This is a genomic window from Flavobacterium sp. ZE23DGlu08, from assembly GCF_030505335.1.
Lineage (GTDB): Bacteria > Bacteroidota > Bacteroidia > Flavobacteriales > Flavobacteriaceae > Flavobacterium > Flavobacterium algoritolerans.
In genome coordinates this window covers 2,187,835-2,208,914 of the sequence record NZ_CP130045.1, presented here as the reverse complement: position 1 = coordinate 2,208,914, position 21,080 = coordinate 2,187,835, and the positions used below count along the sequence as shown (strand labels likewise).

19 protein-coding genes are annotated in these 21,080 nt (G+C 33.4%); 9 read left to right on the top strand and 10 right to left on the bottom strand.

All coding sequences use genetic code 11. From position 1 onward, the window contains the following. Positions 1-47: 47 nt before the first annotated feature. Both Q1W72_RS09615 and Q1W72_RS09610 read left to right on the top strand, forming a co-directional pair. The gene (locus tag Q1W72_RS09615) at positions 48-731 is read left to right on the top strand and encodes a ComF family protein (RefSeq protein WP_302134949.1); all 684 of its coding nucleotides are present in this window, start codon (positions 48-50) and stop codon (positions 729-731) included. 284 nt (positions 732-1,015) lie between these two features. Further along, positions 1,016-1,624 carry a superoxide dismutase gene (locus Q1W72_RS09610; protein ID WP_099714136.1) on the top strand — a complete coding sequence of 203 codons (609 nt, stop codon included), beginning with the start codon at positions 1,016-1,018 and terminating at the stop codon, positions 1,622-1,624. A 303-nt stretch (positions 1,625-1,927) separates the two neighbouring features. On the opposite strand, the gene Q1W72_RS09605 is transcribed toward Q1W72_RS09610, so the two are convergent. The 4 genes from Q1W72_RS09605 to Q1W72_RS09590 form a co-directional block, all read right to left on the bottom strand. After that, positions 1,928-3,826: an amidophosphoribosyltransferase gene (locus Q1W72_RS09605; protein ID WP_099714135.1), complete on the bottom strand. Its 1,899-nt coding sequence runs from the start codon at positions 3,824-3,826 to the stop codon at positions 1,928-1,930. A gap of 130 nt (positions 3,827-3,956) precedes the next feature. Then, positions 3,957-4,880, bottom strand: coding sequence for a PfkB family carbohydrate kinase (locus tag Q1W72_RS09600; protein ID WP_099714134.1), 924 nt, complete (start codon positions 4,878-4,880; stop codon positions 3,957-3,959). A 105-nt stretch (positions 4,881-4,985) separates the two neighbouring features. Further along, the gene (gene rnhA / locus Q1W72_RS09595) at positions 4,986-5,465 is read right to left on the bottom strand and encodes a ribonuclease HI (RefSeq protein WP_099714133.1); all 480 of its coding nucleotides are present in this window, start codon (positions 5,463-5,465) and stop codon (positions 4,986-4,988) included. A 120-nt stretch (positions 5,466-5,585) separates the two neighbouring features. Then, positions 5,586-6,158 carry a phosphoribosylglycinamide formyltransferase gene (locus Q1W72_RS09590; protein ID WP_121343006.1) on the bottom strand — a complete coding sequence of 191 codons (573 nt, stop codon included), beginning with the start codon at positions 6,156-6,158 and terminating at the stop codon, positions 5,586-5,588. A gap of 176 nt (positions 6,159-6,334) precedes the next feature. Here Q1W72_RS09590 and Q1W72_RS09585 point away from each other — a divergent pair, with 176 nt between their 5' ends. The 6 genes from Q1W72_RS09585 (at position 6,335) to Q1W72_RS09560 (ending at position 11,741) form a co-directional block, all read left to right on the top strand. Beyond that, a complete protein-coding gene (locus tag Q1W72_RS09585; RefSeq protein ID WP_007137004.1) occupies positions 6,335-6,571 on the top strand; it encodes an acyl carrier protein in 237 nt (78 codons plus the stop codon). Between the two features lie 181 nt (positions 6,572-6,752). Further along, a complete protein-coding gene (gene fabF, locus Q1W72_RS09580; RefSeq protein WP_302134941.1) occupies positions 6,753-8,006 on the top strand; it encodes a beta-ketoacyl-ACP synthase II in 1,254 nt (417 codons plus the stop codon). A 9-nt stretch (positions 8,007-8,015) separates the two neighbouring features. Further along, the gene (locus Q1W72_RS09575) at positions 8,016-8,756 is read left to right on the top strand and encodes a ribonuclease III family protein (protein ID WP_099714130.1); all 741 of its coding nucleotides are present in this window, start codon (positions 8,016-8,018) and stop codon (positions 8,754-8,756) included. A 114-nt stretch (positions 8,757-8,870) separates the two neighbouring features. Continuing rightward, the gene (locus Q1W72_RS09570; RefSeq protein ID WP_121343007.1) at positions 8,871-9,359 is read left to right on the top strand and encodes an IPExxxVDY family protein; all 489 of its coding nucleotides are present in this window, start codon (positions 8,871-8,873) and stop codon (positions 9,357-9,359) included. Between the two features lie 5 nt (positions 9,360-9,364). Continuing rightward, complete coding sequence (pyk, locus tag Q1W72_RS09565) at positions 9,365-10,795, top strand: pyruvate kinase (protein ID WP_121343008.1); 1,431 nt, start codon at positions 9,365-9,367, stop codon at positions 10,793-10,795. Between the two features lie 175 nt (positions 10,796-10,970). Further along, a complete protein-coding gene (locus Q1W72_RS09560; RefSeq protein ID WP_302134935.1) occupies positions 10,971-11,741 on the top strand; it encodes a Bax inhibitor-1/YccA family protein in 771 nt (256 codons plus the stop codon). 56 nt (positions 11,742-11,797) lie between these two features. On the opposite strand, the gene Q1W72_RS09555 is transcribed toward Q1W72_RS09560, so the two are convergent. From Q1W72_RS09555 to Q1W72_RS09545, 3 genes are all read right to left on the bottom strand, one after another. Then, a complete protein-coding gene (locus Q1W72_RS09555; RefSeq protein WP_302134933.1) occupies positions 11,798-12,313 on the bottom strand; it encodes a PAS domain-containing protein in 516 nt (171 codons plus the stop codon). A 95-nt stretch (positions 12,314-12,408) separates the two neighbouring features. Next, entirely contained in the window at positions 12,409-13,491 is a 1,083-nt protein-coding gene (dinB, locus tag Q1W72_RS09550; RefSeq protein WP_302134931.1) for a DNA polymerase IV, read from the bottom strand. Positions 13,492-13,544: 53 nt separating this feature from the next. Next, a complete protein-coding gene (locus tag Q1W72_RS09545) occupies positions 13,545-15,635 on the bottom strand; it encodes a recombinase (protein WP_302134930.1) in 2,091 nt (696 codons plus the stop codon). 389 nt (positions 15,636-16,024) lie between these two features. Here Q1W72_RS09545 and Q1W72_RS09540 point away from each other — a divergent pair, with 389 nt between their 5' ends. After that, positions 16,025-16,492 carry a CYTH domain-containing protein gene (locus Q1W72_RS09540; RefSeq protein WP_302134928.1) on the top strand — a complete coding sequence of 156 codons (468 nt, stop codon included), beginning with the start codon at positions 16,025-16,027 and terminating at the stop codon, positions 16,490-16,492. Between the two features lies 1 nt (position 16,493). Here the strand turns inward: Q1W72_RS09540 and Q1W72_RS09535 are convergent, their stop codons facing one another. From Q1W72_RS09535 to Q1W72_RS09525, 3 genes are all read right to left on the bottom strand, one after another. Further along, the gene (locus tag Q1W72_RS09535) at positions 16,494-16,976 is read right to left on the bottom strand and encodes a septal ring lytic transglycosylase RlpA family protein (RefSeq protein ID WP_302134926.1); all 483 of its coding nucleotides are present in this window, start codon (positions 16,974-16,976) and stop codon (positions 16,494-16,496) included. A gap of 81 nt (positions 16,977-17,057) precedes the next feature. Continuing rightward, positions 17,058-17,492: a hypothetical protein gene (locus Q1W72_RS09530; RefSeq protein WP_302134924.1), complete on the bottom strand. Its 435-nt coding sequence runs from the start codon at positions 17,490-17,492 to the stop codon at positions 17,058-17,060. 93 nt (positions 17,493-17,585) lie between these two features. After that, entirely contained in the window at positions 17,586-20,882 is a 3,297-nt protein-coding gene (locus Q1W72_RS09525; protein ID WP_302134922.1) for a TonB-dependent receptor, read from the bottom strand. Positions 20,883-21,080: the final 198 nt, after the last annotated feature.

Below are 21,080 nucleotides of genomic sequence, written 5' to 3'. Positions count from 1 at the left end.
GATTGAAGCATTGATTTGTCTATTTTTATAAATAAATCCCTGATTACATGTTTGAAAGCATTATTAATCTCTTTTTTCCAAAAGTCTGTTCCGGTTGCAGCTCGTTTTTATTGTCTAATGAAAATGTAATTTGTACGGTTTGCAGACACGATATTCCATTGACGAACCACCACTTGAATCCAGAGAATGATGCTTTCAAAAAGTTTTATGGACAAATTCCTGTAATCCATACTTCAGCATTATTTTATTTTCATAAAAAGGGAATTGTACAGGAGCTCATCCATAATTTAAAATACAAAGGACATGAGGAAATAGGGGCAATTCTTGGCGAATGGTACGCCGAAGATTTAAAAACAATCGAATTATTAGAGTCTGTAGATGAAATTATTCCGGTTCCATTGCACCTAAGAAAACTAAAAGAAAGAGGATACAATCAAGTGACTGCCTTTGGAACTGCACTTTCTTCCAGTTTAAATATCGATTATAATGATTCGCTTTTGATTCGGAATGTGTATTCAAAAACGCAATCCAAGAAAAATTTATTAGGAAGAACAGAAGGAATTGAAAGCACTTTTGATGTTTCCTTTACTGAAAAAGACCACAACAAACATTTCCTTTTAATAGATGATGTTATCACAACAGGATCAACACTGGAAGCTTGTTCCAGAGCTTTACTAAAAATTCCCGGTTCAAAAATTAGTATTGTTTGTATGGCAATGGCGCAATCATAATTTGGACATTTTGGCTACAAAACTGGTAATTAAAACAGAATGGTAATTTAAAGCACAGCCGTTTTTAGCCCTGATTAAAGTGGGAATCCTTTTTATGCGCCTTTTCGGCGGATAAAAAGATTATAACGAAAAGCAGGAAAGAGCTCCTGAAAACAAGTCTGTTACAATCCCAAAGAGCACACTATCAATTAATTTAATGAAATTATAACGAAATAGAATTTCCGTTTCCAAAGTTTAATGTTTAAATTTGAATAAATATTTATAAATCATTAAACAATCATATTATGGCTTTTGAATTACCACAATTACCTTATGCGTACGACGCATTAGAACCTTATATTGATGCGCGCACGATGGAAATTCATCATACGAAACATCACAACGCTTACATTACCAACGTGAACGCTGCAATTGCAGGGACGGATATGGAAGGTAAGACGATTGAAAATATTTTGATTAATCTTGATATGAAAAACATGCCAGTTCGTAACAACGGTGGTGGTTTTTACAATCACAACTTGTATTGGACTGTTATGACACCAAACGGTGGCGGACTTCCAACTGGAGATTTACTGGCTGCGATTGAAGCTGCTTTTGGAACTTTTGAAGAGTTTAAAGCTAGTTTCAGCAAAGCTGGAGCAACACAATTTGGTTCTGGATGGGCTTGGCTTTGTGTTCATAAAGGTGGAAAAGTAGATGTTTGCGGTACTCCAAACCAAGACAATCCATTAATGCCAGGTGTAGGCTGTGGCGGAACTCCAATTTTAGGAATGGATGTTTGGGAACATGCTTATTATTTAAATTATCAAAACAGAAGACCAGATTATATTGAAGCTTTTTTCAATGTAATTAACTGGACTGAAGTGGCAAGAAGATACGCTTTAGAGAAATAAAAAGAGAGTCAGATGAAAGAATAAAGACTTCAAGAATTACTGTTGTCTTTATTCTTATTTCTTTTATCTTAAAACAAAAAGCGCCGATTTCTACGTTTAGAAATCGGCGCTTTTTGTTATGTCATTTTTTCACTTTATTCCAATAAAAAAGGTGGAATCTCTTCCACCCTTTTTGCCCCAAATCTACCATAAACTTAACCTACTAATGTTATGGTGATTCAAATTTATGCTAGTTCTTCGTTGCCACCAAATAAATTAGATGAACAACTTAGAAAACCGATTAAAAACCCATAGGCTCAATTATTAGTATGCCCTAGCATCTTTTCCTTCATAGAAATTCATGAATGCTCGGTTTACTACTCGGTTACCTCCAGGTGTTGGATAGTCTCCGGTAAAATACCAATCTCCTAGATTTTTAGGACAAGCAATATGCAAATCTTCTACCGTTTGAAAAATAATTTTCACTTCGGCTTTTATCTCCGGAGAACTCAACATTTGTGCTATTTTATCTGAAATCTCTTGTGGTTGAAAAGGTGCATATATTGCAGTTACGTAATTTACAACTTCGATGTCTTTGAAGTTTTCCTGTGCTTTACATTTCAGATATACTTCATCAACAATATGATATAAATTCCTTTCTTTAAGCAATTCTAATGCCGCTTTAAAAGCCACTAAACCTTCCAGTTTAGCCATGTCAATTCCGTAACAATCCGGGTAGCGTATTTGCGGTGCTGATGAAACGATAACTATTCGCTTTGGATTCAAACGATCCATCATTTTGATAATACTCATTTTCAAGGTAGTACCTCGAACAATACTATCATCTATAATTACCAAATTATCCGTTGGCTTTATAACACCATACGTCACATCATATACGTGAGCCACTAAATCATCACGGCTACTATCTTCTGTAATAAAGGTTCTTAATTTAGCATCTTTGATAGCTACTTTTTCGGTACGTATTTTCACCGAAAGCAATTCTTGCAATGATTCCTTTGTTAAGGTATTTCTATTCTGAAGAATGTAATTATTCTTTCTTTGATTCAAGAAATCTTGTGCCGCTTCAACCAATCCGTAAAATGAAGTTTCAGCTGTATTTGGAATATAAGAGAAAACGGTATTGTCTGTATCTTCGTCTATTGACTCTAAAACGGCAGGCAAAATAAGTTTTCCTAAATTTTTTCTTTCTTGATATATTTCGGCATCACTTCCTCTGGAGAAATAAATTCGTTCAAAAGAACATGCTTTTTTAACCGTTGGCGGAAGAATTTCCTGCATAGAAACCGTTCCGTTTTTCTTGATGATTAATGCATTTCCAGGTTCAATTTCTTGAACTTTTTCGAAAGGAACATTAAAAACAGTTTGGATTACCGGTCTTTCTGAAGCCACTACCACTATTTCATCATCTTGATAAAAATAAGCGGGACGAATTCCTGCCGGATCTCTAAATACAAATGAATCACCATGACCCAGAAGTCCTGCCATAGCATAACCTCCATCTAAATTTTTAGACGCACGAGTCAAAATTTTAGCAACATCTAGCTTTTCAGCAATTACTGGCGAAGCTTCTCTTTTTGTCAACCCATTAATTTTACATTCTTGGTACAAATCAGTTACTGCACCATCCAGAAAATGACCAATTTTTTCCATTACGGTAACTGTATCCGCCATTTCTTTTGGATGCTGACCTAGTTCCACTAAACTTTGAAAAAGTTCTTTAACATTCGTCATGTTAAAGTTTCCTGCCAAAATCAAGTTTCTGTGCATCCAGTTATTTTGACGTAAAAAAGGATGAACACTTTCAATGCTGTTTTTCCCAAAAGTTCCATAACGAACGTGTCCTAAAAACAATTCTCCTAAATAAGGAATCTTCTGTTTTTGCAAAGCAACATTGTCAGCATATTCTGGATGAGAAGCCATTTCCTCATTTATTCTGTCGTTTATTTGGGCAAAAACATCTTGAATAGGTTGTGCATGATTCGAACGTACTCTACTGATGTAACGTTCTCCTGGCTCCACATCTAATTTTATGCTTGCAAAACCTGCTCCGTCCTGCCCGCGATTGTGCTGCTTTTCCATAAGAAGATACATTTTTTGTATTCCGTAGAAAGCAGTTCCGTATTTCTCTTTATAAAATTCAAGCGGTTTGAGTAGTCTAATTAAGGCTATACCACACTCGTGTTTTAAAGCATCGCTCATTGTAAGGTTGTTTGTGTTGTTGTGTTATTCTAAAAATAAATTGAACTGATTTAAAAAAATCGATAAATCAGATGTAATTCCCTGCTAATTTTATTTAACAAAAAAACCTCGTTTCCGAGGTTTCAGTGCATTATAATTCTATGTCGAATTGTGTCAGTGATTTGAATTGTTGCAATCTGGACACAACTTCCTCTTTATCTAAATTAACCATCCTTTCTGTTCCAAATTTCTCCACGCTAAATGAAGCTAAATTCGAACCGTATATAACGGCATTTTTCATGTTCTCAAAAGAGATGTTTTCACTCTGCGTTATAAATCCGGCAAATCCGCCTGCAAAAGTATCTCCAGCTCCTGTTGGATCAAAAACTTCTTCTAATGGTAATGCTGGCGCAAAAAACACTTCTTTTTTATGAAACAAAAGTGCTCCGTGCTCTCCTTTTTTTATCACCACGTATTCTGGTCCCATTTCATGAATTTTAGCAGCTGCTTTTACTAAAGAATACTCTCCGGAAAGCTGTCTTGCTTCTTCATCATTAATCGTGATTACATCAATACGTTTCATTACATCAAGTAATTCCGGTAAAGCGCAATCCATCCAAAAATTCATAGTGTCTAAAACTACTAATTTTGGTTTGCTTTCCATTTGATCCAAAACACTGCTTTGTACCAATGGATGTAGGTTACCTAACATCACTACATCAGCATTTTTAAAATTTTGAGGGACTTTTGGTTGAAAATCACCCAAAACATTAAGTTCTGTAGCCAATGTATCTCTTGAATTTAAATCATTATGGTAAAGACCGCTCCAGAAAAACGTTTTCCCACCTTTAACAACTTCAAGTCCTGAAATGTCAATATTTCTTGCTGTTAATAAATCTAAATATTCTTGTGGAAAATCATCGCCAACTACAGAAACTATGGCAGATTGTAAATTAAAAAAAGAAGCCGAAAGCCCTATATAAGGTGCAGCTCCACCTAAAATTTTATCAGTTTTGCCAAAAGGCGTTTCTATGGCATCAAAAGCAACGCTTCCAACAATCAATAATTTATTCATTTTCTGAGTTTCGAATTAAGGCGCAAAGATAGTTTATAACTTGTAAAGTTGCAAAGGGTCTTTATTGTAAAGTTTTGCCAATTTATTTCACTGAATTACATCGTTTTACAACAACTTTTCTTCTTCCTTTTCGTAAAAAGCATCAACTGAAAGTTGCTTTTGCATCGAAGCCATAACGGCTAATTCATCACATCTTTCATTTTGGACATGATTGTTATGTCCTTTTATCCATTTGAAATTAACTTTATGTTTTCTATACACCACTAAAAAACGTTTCCACAAGTCGGAATTTTTCCTATCAACAAATCCTTTTTTCTCCCAACCTAAAACCCATTTTTTCTCAACTGAATCTACCACATATTTAGAATCCGAAACAACCAGAACTCTAGTGTTTGGATTTTTTAATTTTTCGAGACCTACAATAACCGCCAACAGTTCCATTCTATTATTAGTCGTACGACGAAACCCCTCATAGAATTCTTTCTTATACGGTTTTCCTACCCATTCCATAACAACACCATAACCACCGTTCCCAGGATTCCCCTTGGCAGCACCATCAGTATATATATGTACGTCGTGTTCCATTTTAGATTTCTTAGATTTTTGGATATTTTAGACTGGTTAGAGAGATAAACTATAATTGATTTAGGCTTTTCTAAAATTTTAAGTATTGAACATGTTTTATTTTATTTACAACAGAAAAATCTAACTCATCTTACCTTCTAATAATCTCTCAATTACTTCCGGGAAATATTTTTGTTCTAATTCATGTATTTTACCGGCCACTTCTTCTGGAGTTTCATCACCCGATAAGGCTACCTTTTTTTGAAAAATAATATTCCCTTCATCATAATTTTCATTAACGAAATGAATGGTAATTCCAGTTTCTACTTCTTTATTCCCAACAATTGCTCTATGAATATACATACCATACATTCCTTTTCCACCGTATTTTGGCAGTAATGCCGGATGAATATTTATGATCTTATGAGGGTAGACTGTAATGATATTTTCAGGAAATTTTAATAAAAATCCTGCCAAAACAATCATATCAGGTTGGATTTCATTTATTTTTTGTAATACAATTCCCTCAATTAATTCTTCTTTTGAGAAAATAACCGATGGAACTCCATAGTTTTTTGCTCTTTCAATCACTTGAGCACTTTGGTTATTTGTAAACACCGCTTCGACAGTTCCGATTTCTGTTTTTGTAAAATACTTTATGATATTTTCAGCATTAGTCCCCGATCCAGAAGCAAAAACCACAATTTTTTTCATAACCTATCCTATTTTAATTGCACAAAAAAAGGCATAAAAATTGAAAATAAATAACATTGCGACAGCTTTGTTAAAATAAATTTCATAAATTAGATGTCACATTTATTAACTTATTCGTTGTTTTAAAATAAAGTTTTTTATTTTTGCCAACAAATTAAATTCTAAAATTAAAGATTATGTCAGACATTGCATCAAGAGTAAAAGCGATTATCGTAGACAAATTAGGTGTTGACGAAAACGAAGTTGTAACAGAAGCAAGCTTCACTAATGATTTAGGAGCTGACTCATTAGACACTGTTGAGCTTATTATGGAATTCGAAAAAGAATTTGACATTCAAATTCCAGACGATCAAGCAGAAAACATCGCTACTGTAGGTCAAGCAATCTCTTACATCGAGGAAGCTAAAAAATAATAAATTACACACCCGTTTGCAATCTTGCTTACGGGTGTTATTATTTTTTTTAAAATTAAATTCGAGATTGAATTTCAATCAAAACTATATTTATTGTAATACCCATGGCTCTTTCGTAATAGTAATACAGTAAAGAAAGCATGGGTTTTATTTGTTTAAAGATAACAAAAATAAAGAATTTATGGTATTAAGACGAGTTGTTGTAACAGGTTTAGGCGCTCTTACACCCATTGGAAATAACATTGAAGAGTATTGGAACGGACTTATTAACGGCGTTAGTGGAGCTGCTCCAATCACTTATTTTGACGCTTCAAAATTTAAAACTCAATTTGCATGCGAATTGAAAAATTTTAATGCTGAAGATTTCTTAGACAGAAAAGAGGCTAGAAAAATGGACCGCTATGCACAATACGCAATGGTATCATCAGACGAAGCTGTAAATGATGCCGGTTTCAATTTTGAAAAACTAGATAAAGACAGAGTTGGTGTAATATGGGGATCTGGAATTGGAGGATTAGAAACTTTTCAAATAGAGGTTCTTAATTTTGCTGCTGGTGACGGTACCCCAAAATTTAATCCTTTCTTCATTCCTAAAATGATTGCCGATATAGCTGGAGGTCATATTTCAATAAAATATGGCTTTAGAGGACCAAATTTTACAACTGTTTCAGCTTGTGCTTCTTCTACAAATGCTATTATTGATGCTTTCAATTATATCCGACTAGGTCATGCAGATGCTATGGTAACTGGAGGATCTGAAGCGGCTGTAACTATAGCAGGTATGGGTGGATTTAATGCCATGCATGCTTTATCAACAAGAAATGACGACCCAAAAACAGCTTCTAGACCTATGGACAAAGACCGTGATGGATTTGTTTTAGGAGAAGGTGCTGGTGCTCTTGTTCTTGAAGAATACGAACATGCAATTGCTCGTGGCGCAAAAATATATTGCGAAATTGGTGGTGGTGGTATGTCAGCAGATGCTCATCATATAACCGCTCCACATCCTGATGGATTGGGTGCTAAAAACGTAATGTTGAACTGTTTGAGAGACGCTGGTTTAAAACCAACTGATGTAGACGGGGTAAATATGCACGGAACATCAACACCACTTGGTGATATGGCAGAATCTAAAGCTATACTTCATGTTTTTGGCGATCACGCTTATACAATGAATCTAAATTCAACTAAATCCATGACGGGTCATTTACTTGGCGCAGCAGGTGCTGTTGAAACAATTTCTTCTATTCTTTCCATGAAATATGGAATTGTGCCACCTACAATAAATCATTTTACAAATGATGAAAGCATTGATGCTAAATTAAATTTTACTTTCAACAAAGCTCAAAAAAGAGAAATGAATGTTGTTATGAGTAATACTTTTGGTTTTGGCGGTCACAATGCTTGTGTATTGGTAAAAAAATTAGAAATCTAATAGTTATATATGCGTATAATCAGAAAAATATTTTCAAAATCCCGTTCTCCAGAAGACGGGATTTTTTTTGATTCTATTCAGAAAATCTTGGGTTTTAACCCAATAAACTTAGATTATTACAAGAAAGCCTTCACACATCGCTCCTCAAATCGCTTGGATGTTTTAGGAAATCCAATTAATTACGAACGATTAGAGTTTTTAGGTGACGCGATGCTGAGTTCTGTAATTGCAGCACATTTATTTAGTAAAGCACCTGCTGGAGATGAAGGTTACCTAACCAAAATGCGTTCAAAAATTGTAAGCAGAGAACATTTGAACGAATTAGGAAAAGACCTAAATTTAGTACAATATATTGAAAGCAAAGTGCCGATACAGCATTTTGGAGAAAACATACATGGCAATATCTTTGAATCACTCGTAGGAGCAATTTACCTGGATAGAGGCTATATCTATTGTGAAAAATTCATTCAAAAAAGAGTTATTGTTCCTTACGTAGATATCGCAAGACTCGAAGGAAAAGTAATTAGTTATAAAAGTTTGGTAATAGAATGGTGCCAAAAAGAAAAGAAAATATTTCATTATGATATTTTCGAAGACAACGCAATTGACGGGCAACGTTTGTTTGGCGTAAAACTAAGTATTGATGACAAAGTGATTGCAAGAGCAAGAGCAACCTCAAAGAAGAAGGCGGAAGAAAAAGCGTCCCAACGCGCTTATTTTGCATTTCAAGAAAAAATGGACCGAAAATAATATCAATTTTCATAAAACTATAACGTTTTCGTTCATAAATTAACAAAAACATCTTATTTTGAGAGGTCTACGCTTCAATAGAAATACTATATTTACATCTTATTTTTTCATGAAATGGCAATTCATAAATTGGATCTTGGCGAATTTGACGAAATAGATTACTATCTCATCGCAATTCATACTTCATTAGAAGACTATAGATTGGCCTATTTTATTAATCAAAAGCTGCCTATAAATTTGAGTAAAAGCAAAAATGAAATTCAAATTAATATAAAAGAAGGAGAAACAAATTTTTCGAGATTCTATTATAATGACGCCGAAAAAGAGATCTCTTGGAATTTGATTCAAAATAAAAATGAAGTAATTCAATATAAAAAAGGAAGTACTCAAAATTTATTTTCAAATGTAACAATGGAAGTTTCAACAAAAGTTTTTTTGCTTCCAGAATTTAAAAAAGTAGATTACTTTTTAAAAATAGAAAATAATGAGGATACTATGAATGTATCAAAAATACAGATACTATTAAATACCATAGATAACGTATCAACAGTTTATACAGTAGATACAAATCAAATAAAATCAAAAAACAATTTAATTTTTTAATACAAATGCTTACAAACAAAAAAACAAAAATTGTAGCCACACTTGGGCCCGCATGTAGTACAAGAGAAATCATAAAAGACATGATTGATGCCGGTGTAAATGTATTTAGAGTGAATTTTTCACATGCTGACTACAATGATGTAAAAGAAAAAATTAATATCATACGAGGTCTTAATGAAGAATTTGGCTATACAACTGCAATCCTAGGTGATTTACAAGGACCTAAACTTCGCGTAGGAGTTATGGAAGAAGGTGTAGTAGTACATGATGGTGATTTAATTACATTTACGACTGCCGAAGACATTCTTGGGACAGCAAAGAAAGTATTCATGAAATACCAAAACTTTCCAAATGATGTAAATCCTGGAGAAAGAATTTTGCTTGATGATGGAAAACTTATCTTTGAAATCGTTGAAACTGATAAAAAATCAGAAGTTATAGCAAGAGTGATTCAAGGTGGTGAATTGAAATCTAAAAAAGGAGTAAATCTGCCTAATACAAAAATTTCTCTTCCTGCAATGACTGAGAAAGATATAGCAGATGCTATTTTTGCCATTGGACAAAACGTTGATTGGATTGCACTATCTTTTGTGAAAACACCAAGAGACTTACAAGATTTACAGGAATTAATTGCACAACATTCTGAATATAAAATTCCAATTGTTGCCAAAATAGAAATGCCAGAAGCATTAGAAAATATTGACAAAATTGTTGCGTATTGTGATGCATTAATGGTTGCTCGTGGAGATTTAGGAGTTGAACTTCCTGCACACGAAGTACCTTTAGTTCAAAAAGAATTGATTCGTAGAGCTAAAACAGCTCGTATTCCTGTTATCGTTGCTACGCAAATGATGGAAACAATGATCACAAGCTTGACGCCAACCCGTGCAGAAGTAAATGATGTTGCGAACTCAGTTATGGATGGTGCAGATGCTGTAATGCTTTCTGGAGAAACTGCTACTGGAAATTATCCTGTTCAAGTTATCCAAAAAATGACTCAAATCATTGAAGCAGTAGAAGATTCTCCGCTAATTCAAGTACCACAAAACACACCACAAATTAAAACAAAACGTTTTATCACTAAAACAATTTGTCACCATGCTGCAACTATGGCTAACGTTATCAAAGCAAAAGCTATCTGTACATTGACAAATAGTGGTTATACTGCTTTCCAAATTTCGGCTTGGAGACCTAATGCACATATTTTAGTTTTTACCTCTAATAAAAGAATCCTTACACAACTTAATTTATTATGGGGTGTAAAATCTTTCATGTACTCTAAAGATGTAAGCACGGATGATACCGTAACTGACATAAACGAAATTGTAAAACAAAAAGGTTTTGTACAAAAAGGAGATTTCCTTATCAATTTAGCAGCAATGCCAATTAAAGATAAAGGAATGGTTAACACCTTGAGAGTATCCGAAATAGAATAGTTTAAAACTACCTAAAATACTTATCCGTCTTGTCTCGTTTTAAAACGAAATAAGACGGATTTTTTTATGCATCAATCAATGTAATAGGATTTTCCTTTGAAAAAATTTTAAGACTATTTAAACAATCATCTGCAAAATAAAATTTATATTTGAACAACAAATAACCCTACAAATTATGAGTTTTAATTCTAAAAATCCATTTTTAAACAACAAAACTTTTTCAACTGCAGTTTCAAAAAATGACGAAGTACATCAAGCTACTATCATTGAATATAACGATGAGATGACTTTGTCTGGCACCATCAATAAAAGTTTAATCTTGTTTTTACTCCTTACCGCTTCTGCAACAGTAATCTGGTGGTTGGCTTTCAACGGAATGAATCCGATGGTTCCTGCAATTGGCGGTGCTATTGTTGGATTAGTTTTAGTGCTTATTTCTGCTTTCAAACCACAATACTCTCCATATTTAGCTCCGGGATATGCTCTGTTCGAAGGACTATTTATTGGTGGAATTTCAGCAATATTTGAAGCAATGTATCCTGGAATCGTGATTCAGGCAGTAGGTGCAACTTTTGTTACTTTTATGGTTTGCTTGGGATTGTATAAATATAAAATTGTAAAAGTAACAGAGCAATTCAAATCGGTTATTGTGGCAGCGACACTTGCTATAGCAACGTATTACCTTATATCTTGGGTATTTTCTATGTTTACGAGCTTTGTTCCCGTGCATTATGGAAACTCAATGATGAGCATTGGAATCAGTATTTTTGTTATTGTGGTTGCCGCTTTAAATTTGTTTTTAGATTTTGACCGAATAGAAAAAGGAGCCGAACAGAAAATGCCAAAATACATGGAATGGTATGGCGCAATGGGATTAATGATTACACTAGTTTGGTTGTATATCGAGTTTTTAAGATTGCTGTCTAAATTGAACAGTAAAAATTAAAATCATCACAAGTTTATAAAAGAGAAAACCTTTCCAAATTGGAAAGGTTTTCTCTTTTATGCCGCTTTCTCAAAAGCTATGTAGTGGCTTAATTGCCCTTTTGTATTGAAGACTGGAAATCCTTTTATCAAACAGGCATAAACATCTCCATTTTTTTTATAATTCATCACCGTTTTTTCAAAAGGTTTTTGAAGCGATATAGCAGTACGTATTTCGCTCGAAACTGTTAAATCGGTTGCATCACCTTGAAAAATCTTTGGGTTTTTACCTAAAACTTCTGCTTCAACATAACCATTCATCTTTATCATATTATGCGATGCAAAAACAATATTCAATTTAGTATCTGTCAAAATTATTACCTCTTCCCTCAATCGAGTTTTTAAATCCCAATTATTTTGAATCCATTTATTTTGAGAAGATAACGCATGCAACTTGCTTAAATCCACAAAGATATTCTTCATCAATCCTAAAAAATCATTATGGAAATTCCAAGATGAAACGGGAACCGTCTTTACACTTAAACCGTTGTGATACTTGGCAATAGCCTCTTCATATTGTCTAAAATTATTCATACCCTTTTGTATTTAAAACCAAATATAATTTTATTTATAAAAAGAAAACAACATATTCCAGACTTTAACCATTGTTCAACGAGTGAATTAGCTTATCAAAAATCAAATTTTAACTGCACAACAACAAACTTTTTCTCTTCAGTGTTTAAATTACTGAGTGAAATTCCAAGTAATCGCACAGAATCCTTCATGCGTTCTTGATACAACAACTCCTTTACAATTTCTACAATCAAACCTTTATCTGAAATAAAATAAGGCAACGTTTTACTTCGAGTTTGTTGTGTAAAATCACTGTATTTTATTTTTAAAGTAATTGTTTTACCGGCTACATTGTATCTTTTTAATCTTTTTTCCAATGCAGCGGCAATAACCTCTAATTTCTCAATCATGAAAATTTCTGAAGACAGATTAACGTCAAAAGTATGTTCGGCAGCAACTGATTTTGTAATTCGGTTTGATTTCACTTCGCTGTTATGAATTCCTCTTACAACATTGTAATAAAAGCTTCCCGATTTCCCGAAATGCTTCTCCAGGAATTCCAATGTTTTGCTTTTCAATTCCACTCCCGTAAAAATACCCAGTTGGTACATTTTTTCGGTGGTTACTTTTCCAACACCATGAAATTTTCGAATAGGCAATTCTTCCAAGAACGAAATAACTTCATCCGGATTCACGGTTTTCTGACCATTGGGTTTGTTGTAATCACTGGCAATTTTAGCCACAAACTTATTCACTGATATTCCTGCCGAAGCTGTCAAGCCCACTTCGTCAAAAATACGCTGTCTTATTTCCTGTGCCAATAACGTAGCACTGGGATTCCCTTTTTTATTATTGGTTACGTCTAAATACGCTTCGTCAAGCGACAATGGCTCAACTAAGTCCGTATATTCATAAAAAATCTTTTGAATTTTACTCGAAATTTCCTTGTATCTGTCAAAACGTGGTCGTACAAAAATAAGTTCCGGACAATTTTTTTTGGCCATAACGCCACTAATAGCGCTTCGAACTCCAAATTTTCTGGCTTCATAACTTGCCGCAGCAACAACGCCACGATTTTCTGAGCCACCTACAGCAATAGGCTTCCCACGCAATAATGGATTATCCATTTGCTCTACTGAAGCATAGAAAGCGTCCATGTCAACGTGTATGATTTTTCTATTTGGAATTAATTCCTGCATCTAAACTGGTTGAATATGCACTGTTTTTTCGAATGATTTAGTAACGCTAAAAATTATTTTTGATCTTCCACATGTAAATAGTTTTCTACAACTTCCGATTTATTTTTCTTTTCTGTTGGAAAAAAGAAACTAATGGGCCTTGACTTGAAATGATTCCAAATGGAAACTGTGACAAATCGCAATTCGAATAATGAAATAGCTCTAGAACGAAATGCAAGCCCTAGTGAAAGACTAAAACTTACTATAAAGTTAACCAATCCTATAATACCAATCCCAAAAATACCCCAGAATAACATAGAGTTACTCACAGCATAATTCGCACCATAAAGCGCCAAAGCCAAGTTTCCGCTTCCAAAAGTGATGTGTCGAATATCAAGATTCAATCCTAAAAACAAACCTATAGAGGCAGTACTTCCCATGAATATTCCAAACCAGAAATTTGAAATAATCCCAGCCCATCTTTTTCTATATAATTTAGCTAATTTAACCGTTCTTTCTTTTCCAAAACTCCTTTTCAGCAAAGGATGTTCTGTAATTCGGAAATACACTTGATTGTGTTTGTCCCTGTTTGCAATACTTCCGGAGATGATTCCTGATAAAAATAAAAACACTCCGGCAATAGCTGCATGAAGTATGGCTAACGAGTGAATAGGACTCAAATCAATAAGTAACCCTTCCCATTTAGTTGCAGCAATGTTATACTGAAACGCATAATCAATAGCCCAGATTCCAAGTAGCGAAACCGGAAAAGCCATGATTACATTCCCCACAAAAGCGATAAACTGAGAACGAAATACACGTGCAAAAAGAATAGCAAAAGCTTTATATTTTTCAGCATCTTTCCCTTTTTTTATAACACCTTCCTCCAATGCTTTTATTAAAGCTGAAGCTGTCATGGCCGGTTGTTTTGTCGCCAGCGTAAAACCTAAAAGATAAATGGCAATAAATCCAAAAGCATAATTCATGCTGTAAAGAAAAGCATGCCCAAAAAAACTGGTATCAGCTTTAGAAAGCAAAACTTTAATAATGCATAAAATCCCTACTATAAATCCTCCTCCTAAAGCAGTTCTAAACATTTTAAAATACTCCTTACGGCTTTCAGTAATATAATGTTCACCGGTTTTAGCTGTATGTTGCGTTATTTCATAGGAAATGAGTTGGGTGCTTTCGCCAATAAACTTCCTGACATTATTCTTATAGCAATTGTACTTAATTAAGTGGAGAGCCAATGCAATTCCATTGTTTTTTTTATCAGTCCATTTTTCTATAATCAATAACGAAATTAAAAACTTAAGCCGAACTAATTGCTGTCTAATTTTTAATAAATTCTGATTTACACGAAGCGAAATGCCATATTTTGAACTGTTATGAAATGCTTTCTCCACAAAGTCTTCACATTGCTTATGCAAAACTAATACCTGAGCATAGGATAAATCATCAGACTTAATAAAATGGTTTTCGGAATTTCTGATTCTGTCTTCAATTAGGAATAATTCCTTTTCAAAAGCTGTAAAAGGACTTTCGTAATCATCAAATTCTGGCACCATTTTGATAACATCCGTTTCCAAGGCTCGGCCACTAATGCGTTGCGTGATTAAATCCATTGCAACTAATACTTCCGACAAAACAGAATTCGGTTCAACACTTTCATAAATTGATTTAAATTTTAAAAGTCCGTATAATTCTTCCAATTGACTTGATGGAATTTTGTTAATCCAAATGGTATCATTGGCTAAATGGAAAACCTGATTCAGTATGTATTCTAAAGTATCTTTTTGAGGCTGGTAGGGTAAAAATTTAGCGAATATTCTTTTTTTGACTTCAAAAATAAAGTCTACATCCTGCAGAATAGCTGCGTCAGAAAGTATTTTATTGAATTTTTTGTCTTTTACTATTTCTTTCAGATAGATTGAAAATTGTTCTCTGCAAGAATCATTTTCGTTGAAAAAAGAAATGATTTCCTGTAAATCAACCGTTTCCAGATTTTTAATTTTCAAAGGTCTAATCAGCCTGATTAATTCGATTAAAGGTTCTAAGTTATCCTCTGTTTCACGCCAGGATTGGCTTTCTCCAAAAAACTTAATCAGTAGTGTTGCAGGTGTTGGCTTAGATTTTACTTTGAAAATTGGCATATTAAAATTCATTCGGTTTTTGTAAAAATACAAATCGACGCAATAACTTCCATTAACTTATTCATAAAATAACTGTTAAACTAGATGCAAACTATCCTTTATACACAATTAAGGTACTAAAATGTATTCGCTCGAAAACTAATTCATGGTATAATTAAGACTATTGTTTTTGATTATACAATCTTAACGGAAGATATTAAAGCATGAGAAATAGAAATATTTGATACCTTTGAGTTTCTGGATTAGCCCAGATAGAAGTGGAAATCTTCGATTGAAAAAAACTATTTTTCTTTTTAAAAAAGAGCGACCCAAGAAGCTTCTTTTTTAAAAATAGAAAAAAAGTTTTATGATTGAGAAATTGAAACGAATAGCTGGATAAAGCTCCAAAATATTTATAAAAAATGATTGAAATAGAAAGAAAATTTTTGGTTTTAAACGATTCATTCAAAGCTGAAGCTTTCGCACAAAATCATATTGCGCAAGGGTATTTGAGTTCTGCACCAGAACGTACGGTGCGAGTACGCATAAAAGGCAGCAAAGGATATTTGACGATAAAAGGTATTTCGAATGATTCCGGCATGTCCCGTTTTGAGTGGGAAAAAGAAATTCCTGTTGCTGAAGCAAAGGAATTACTATTGTTATGCGAGAAAGGTGTTATTGATAAAACCCGTTTTGAGATAAAACGAGGCGAACATATTTTTGAGGTTGATGAATTTTATGGCGAAAATGAAGGCTTGATTGTCGCTGAAATTGAGCTTGATTCTGAAACGGAAACTTTTGAGAAACCAAGTTGGCTAGGTGAAGAAGTGACAAATATCAATCGCTATTATAATGCTTATTTAAGCACTAATCCATACAAAAATTGGTGATTTAATTACTTAATACCGCTATTGTCACTTGCATTCCTCCACTACTTTTATTAGAGGCTATATCCATAAATGCTCGTTTTGAAAGATCAATTTCTCTAGATTTTACAAATGGTCCTCTATCGGTAATTTCCACAATTACGGATTTTCCATTCTTTTCATTAGTCACTTTTACCTTTGTGCCAAAAGGGAGTTTTTTGTGTGCTGCAGTATATTTATTATTATCAAATTTTCTACCGCTTGTAGTCCGTTTTCCATTAAATTTATCAGCATAATAAGACGCATGTGCTTCCTTTTTGTAGATTTTAAATTTTCCTAATGAGGTTATTAAAGAATCTATTTTGTTTTCATCTAATTCAATAGTTGCTTTACCTTTCTTGAGGGTATCTTTTTGAGTTGCTGCTTTTTGTTTTTCTATGATTGAACTTTGGCTGCTGACTAAGCTAATAATTGCAAGTAAAAAAAATAATGTTATTGCTTTTTTCATATATATCGTATTAGTTAAATCTATTTTACAAAAACCATACCTAGATAAAAAAAGCCCTATTTCTAGAGCTTTAATTGGTTTTTAAAACCAAATTTTCCATGGAATCCTACTTAAAATAAGTACTAATCCTAAACCATAAAAAATAGAGAAAGTTTTGAATTTTGATTCACTAGTTAATAATTTTTTATGCTTGGACCAACCTATAGTGATTAAAACAATTGCAATAATATTTATTAAAGGATGTTCTAAAGCCAGTAACCTACTTTCAGTTGTTAACCCACCCATTCCTAATGCTTTTATCATATCTAATCCGTTAGGAGAGACGAAATATAAAATAAAACCAACTAGTAATTGAGTGTGTATGGCTATTAAAGCAAACAATGCAATTTTCCGGTCTTTTGAAGTAAAATCTTTTTTAGAAGTCATCCCGATAACGGAATTAATCACTGCAATCACTAATACTAATAGTGCTAAATAAGCCCACCCTGAATGGAATTTTTGAATGAAATCGGACATAAATACTGTTTTTGTTTTAACAAATATAAGAAAAAAAGACATAAAAAAACCACGCTTTTAAGCGTGGTTTTTCATTTTTTTTATTTTTTTAGACTATTTACCGAAAATATATCTAAGTGTAAATTGTGCTTGCCAAACATCAAAAGTTGATGCATTTTTCTGGAAAGTGTCTTTGATTAAGACTCTGCTTCCATTAGGCTCTACCTGAGTTGCCAATTGATAAAAAGGTACATTTGCAGTAGTAGTTCTATAATTTAAAACGTTTGCATTAGTAACTCTTTGGGAAATACCCCAATCTTTATTAATAAAATTAGTAAAGTTTAAGATGTCAGCTCTGAACTGGAAATTATTCTTTTTACCAGCAATAGTAATATAAAAATCTTGAGTTGCTGATAAATCTAGTCTATGCAACATAGGTAAGACTCCTCCGTTTCTCTGAGCATATTGTCCTCTTCTTGTAGAAAGATACTTATCTTGATTAATGTAAGCATCGTAAGCAGCTTGTTGTTGAGCTTCAGTGTATGTAGTCACAACAGTTCCATTAGTAACAGAAAGTGATTGAAAACGAATTTCACTTGCTCTATTAGGAACATATATCAAATCATTATTGTTTACTCTGTCTCCATTCATATCACCTCCATAAGAGTAAGAAAATGGTCCAGCTTGCTCACCAATATATCCTAAGTTGATTGAAGTTGCAGCTCCTACATTTTTACCGTATTCGATTTTGTATCCTAAAATACCAACTAATCTGTGTGGCGTATTATTGTTAGACAATGCTAGTGGTAAGTCATTATTTCCATTTACAGATCTAGCACCGGTCCAAGAACCAGATGCAATAGAGCCAGGAGATAATAAATCATTAGCGCTAGAGTGTGTGTATGCAAAAGATCCCCAAAGACCTTTTTTGTAAGGATACTCTAATTTAAAAGTTGTAGAATAAAAAGTTCCTTTATCAGTATTAGTTAAAACAACTGCACTAGAAACATTATCATTTACACGAACACCTGCGTCTGTACGAGCATATCTTGGTCTCTTATCTGGACCACTGAAAGTTCCTACTGGAGCATCAAAATTAGCATTATAATAATCGATAGCGTTTATGTTTCTTTGAAAAATACCTTCAACAGTTGCTACAAAACCAAAAGGAAGTTTTTGATCAACTGCAATGTTAGTTTTCCATACTTGCGGGAACTTAAATTTTTTGTCTGAGAAAGCCAATTCAAAAGTTGTAGGAAGAGTTGGAGTTTCAGGAATAAAATAATCATTAGGATTAGGAGTAAATCCATATCCTCCATTAGCTAAAGCCGTACCACTAACATCAACAAAGCCAGTAAGAACTCCATTGTTTCCAATAGCATTAGACAAGTAAACAGATGGTGCTCTTCCTGTAAATACACCACTACCTCCACGAAGAAGCGTAGATGAATCTCCATTTAAGTCTAAGTTAAAACCAACTCTAGGCTCAAATAAATATTGTGTATCAGGCATATCCCCTGTATTGAATTTTTCTCCTTGAGCAAACGTTAATGCAGTAACTGCCGGGTTTTCAAGAGCGGTATCAGCAAACCATACTGATGTTGCTCGAAGACCTACAGTCAATTTAAATCTATCACTTAATTTCATTTCATCTTGCACATATAAATCAAGTTTATTAGACTTGAATATTTGCAAAGGTTCTTGAGCACCCGGTAAAGCTGAATATCTAAATTGTAATCTTGCCGGAAGTGCAGTTGTTGAAGGAATACCTCCTGTGTTAGCTGATTGATTAGCAGCAGCGTAAAAATCATTCAATGAATTAAAAGTATAAACACCATTAGATCCAGAGAAAAACAAGTTACTTGATTTAAAATACTCAAAATTAGCTCCAAACAATAAAGAGTGTTTTCCTATTGTTTTTGTTAAATTATTTGTAAAGTGCAATGTAGAATAAGAAAGTTTATTCCCTTGTGTAAATGGATCTAAACCAGCTGATATAGCTGTTGTAGCACCATCTAATATATCAATAGTTGGGAACAACCCACCACCTTGTAAAGCTCTGTCCTCTATTTGTTTATCATAACCTGCGATGAAGTTATTATACCAAGAATTACTTAATTTACTATTTAATTCTAAAACAGCGGATCTAGTGTTGTCTTGTATCACATAACCACTATTCTTGAAAGACATTGCTAATGGACTAGTTCTTCTGTTACCAAAACCTAAAGAATTAGAATTAGAAGTCAATTCATCAGAATTAGAATCATGATGTACATAACGAACTGTTAATTGATGATTATCATTAATATTCCAGTCAACTCTTCCTAAGAATTTTTTAGAAATCCTTTCAGAATCATAATTCTCCCAAGGTCCAGTTGTATAGTTAAACTTGTCTTGTAAAAAATTAGAAAGAGTTTGCATCTGTTCAAAAGTAGGTCTAGAAACCTGAGCACTAGGTTGTGGCGAACCTGTAGAAGTCCAAGTAGTTGCTGGGCTTATGTTCTCTAAAGTTTCAAAATTTCCAAAGAAAAACAATTTGTCTTTAATGATTGGCGCTCCTATTCTAGCTCCCCAAATTTTTTCTTCAAATTTCCCAGGAACGATTACATTATCTCCAGCTTTAGTTCCAATAAAATCTTTTTTATTGCTTCTGAATGAATTATAAACCGATCCCTCAACTTCATTTGTTCCACTTTTAGTAACTGCATTTATTCCAGATCCTAAAAATCCTGATTGACGTACATCATAAGGAGCAATACTTACTTGCAATTGTTCGATAGCATCTAAAGAAATAGCTGTTGAGCCTGTTCTACCTCCTGCTTGTGAATCACTTCCTAAACCAAATCCATTGTTAAAAACAGAACCATCAATAGTAAAGTTATTTAATCTTGAATCCTGTCCTCCAAAAGTACCATTACTACCCGCATTAGCGTTGTATTTTGTGATAGAATTTATTGAACGAGCTCCTGTTACGGGAACTGCAGTAATCTCTCTATTAGAAAACTGTTGAGAAGCTCCTGTTCTTCCTTTATTGAATGCTCCATTAGATTTTGTTGAAACTACAACTACTTCTTTAAGTAGATTAGATTCTTCTTCAACAACAACATTTACTGTTAAGCTGTTTCCAAGAGGCGCATTTATTTCTGTAATTTCTGTAGTTTTATAGCCAACATAAGTTACTTTTACTGTGTAAGGACCACCTGGTCTAATTCCTTGAACAGCATACCCTCCATTATAATCTGTAGTTGAAAAATATTTAGTCCCAGTTGGATTGTGTCTAACCTCAACTGAAGCACCTGGAAGAGTTTCTCCAGAATTTGATCTAACAGTACCAGACATAGCAGAACTAGTAACCTGCGAATGTCCTACAGCTGATAAAAAAATAATCAAAATAAAAATAATTCTTTTCATTTTTGTTTCTTGTTTAGTTTAAAAATATTTGGCAAAAATATAACATTTTTACTTTAAAAAGTTAACACAACGTTAAGAATGGCATTATTTTTAAGTTGAGCATTTCACTTAAAACACTTTTAATTGAATTTCAAGCGAATAATTGAATTTTTAATAGCTATAAATGTTTTTTATTGAATTATTCACATATAATTTTCA

Coding starts and splice junctions, on each gene's coding strand:
- Q1W72_RS09615 (WP_302134949.1), top strand. CDS start 48: ATGTTTGAAAGCATTATTAATCTCTTTTTTCCAAAAGTCTGTTCCGGT.
- Q1W72_RS09610 (WP_099714136.1), top strand. CDS start 1,016: ATGGCTTTTGAATTACCACAATTACCTTATGCGTACGACGCATTAGAA.
- Q1W72_RS09605 (WP_099714135.1), bottom strand. CDS start 3,826: ATGAGCGATGCTTTAAAACACGAGTGTGGTATAGCCTTAATTAGACTA.
- Q1W72_RS09600 (WP_099714134.1), bottom strand. CDS start 4,880: ATGAATAAATTATTGATTGTTGGAAGCGTTGCTTTTGATGCCATAGAA.
- rnhA (WP_099714133.1), bottom strand. CDS start 5,465: ATGGAACACGACGTACATATATATACTGATGGTGCTGCCAAGGGGAAT.
- Q1W72_RS09590 (WP_121343006.1), bottom strand. CDS start 6,158: ATGAAAAAAATTGTGGTTTTTGCTTCTGGATCGGGGACTAATGCTGAA.
- Q1W72_RS09585 (WP_007137004.1), top strand. CDS start 6,335: ATGTCAGACATTGCATCAAGAGTAAAAGCGATTATCGTAGACAAATTA.
- fabF (WP_302134941.1), top strand. CDS start 6,753: ATGGTATTAAGACGAGTTGTTGTAACAGGTTTAGGCGCTCTTACACCC.
- Q1W72_RS09575 (WP_099714130.1), top strand. CDS start 8,016: ATGCGTATAATCAGAAAAATATTTTCAAAATCCCGTTCTCCAGAAGAC.
- Q1W72_RS09570 (WP_121343007.1), top strand. CDS start 8,871: ATGGCAATTCATAAATTGGATCTTGGCGAATTTGACGAAATAGATTAC.
- pyk (WP_121343008.1), top strand. CDS start 9,365: ATGCTTACAAACAAAAAAACAAAAATTGTAGCCACACTTGGGCCCGCA.
- Q1W72_RS09560 (WP_302134935.1), top strand. CDS start 10,971: ATGAGTTTTAATTCTAAAAATCCATTTTTAAACAACAAAACTTTTTCA.
- Q1W72_RS09555 (WP_302134933.1), bottom strand. CDS start 12,313: ATGAATAATTTTAGACAATATGAAGAGGCTATTGCCAAGTATCACAAC.
- dinB (WP_302134931.1), bottom strand. CDS start 13,491: ATGCAGGAATTAATTCCAAATAGAAAAATCATACACGTTGACATGGAC.
- Q1W72_RS09545 (WP_302134930.1), bottom strand. CDS start 15,635: ATGAATTTTAATATGCCAATTTTCAAAGTAAAATCTAAGCCAACACCT.
- Q1W72_RS09540 (WP_302134928.1), top strand. CDS start 16,025: ATGATTGAAATAGAAAGAAAATTTTTGGTTTTAAACGATTCATTCAAA.
- Q1W72_RS09535 (WP_302134926.1), bottom strand. CDS start 16,976: ATGAAAAAAGCAATAACATTATTTTTTTTACTTGCAATTATTAGCTTA.
- Q1W72_RS09530 (WP_302134924.1), bottom strand. CDS start 17,492: ATGTCCGATTTCATTCAAAAATTCCATTCAGGGTGGGCTTATTTAGCA.
- Q1W72_RS09525 (WP_302134922.1), bottom strand. CDS start 20,882: ATGAAAAGAATTATTTTTATTTTGATTATTTTTTTATCAGCTGTAGGA.